The sequence below is a fragment of the Chromohalobacter sp. HP20-39 genome (assembly GCF_033052815.1).
GTDB lineage: Bacteria > Pseudomonadota > Gammaproteobacteria > Pseudomonadales > Halomonadaceae > Chromohalobacter.
This window is the reverse complement of sequence record NZ_JAWHTP010000073.1, coordinates 1-624: the sequence shown is the minus strand read 5'-3', so window position 1 is coordinate 624 and position 624 is coordinate 1. Positions and strand designations below refer to the sequence as shown.

Annotated in this window: 1 protein-coding gene; it reads left to right on the top strand. The window is 58.7% G+C overall.

Annotated features, from left to right (window positions below; all coding sequences use genetic code 11):
- Window positions 1–71 precede the first annotated feature (71 nt).
- Window positions 72–599 carry an FAD-dependent oxidoreductase gene (locus RVY79_RS16975; protein WP_317465642.1) on the top strand — a complete coding sequence of 176 codons (528 nt, stop codon included), beginning with the start codon at window positions 72–74 and terminating at the stop codon, window positions 597–599.
- The last annotated feature ends 25 nt before the right edge of the window (window positions 600–624 follow it).

The window sequence follows — 624 nt, the reverse complement described above, 5'->3', positions numbered from 1 at the left end:
AGTCGTCAGAGAACTTTGAACAAGCCAAGCACCACTTTGGCACGCACGGCATCTCCACGGGTGATCTGCGCATGGATGTGACCACGATGTTGGAACGTAAGAATCAGGTCGTGAAGTCCAGCAACGAAGGCATCCTTTATCTGTTCCGCAAAAACAAGGTCCAGTTTTTCAACGGCCTGGCGTCTTTCACCAGGACTGTCGATGGTGGCTTCGAGGTGAGCGTCGCCGCCGATGAGGCTGTTACCTTGGTTGGCAAGCAGATCATCGTTGCCACAGGCTCCAACGTGCGGCCGCTCCCCAACCTACCGTTCGATGAGCGGGTCGTGCTCTCCAACGACGGCGCGCTGGACATCGCGGCTGTGCCTGATCGGTTGGCCGTCATCGGTGCCGGCGTGATCGGCCTGGAGCTGGGCTCCGTTTGGCGCCGCCTGGGGGCGGATGTCACGATCCTCGAAGGCTTGCCCAGCTTCCTGCCAATCGTCGACCAAGCCATCGCCAAGGAGGCGAAGAAGGCGTTCGACAAGCAAGGCCTGAAGATCGAACAAGGTGCGAAGGTTAGCGAAGTCAATGCAACCGAGGATGGCGTGACTATTCACTAAACCGACAGCCAGCGACAGACGCAGT

Bases quoted from the DNA above. Each gene is read 5' to 3' on its own strand.
- RVY79_RS16975 (WP_317465642.1), top strand. From the start codon at position 72: ATGGATGTGACCACGATGTTGGAACGTAAGAATCAGGTCGTGAAGTCC.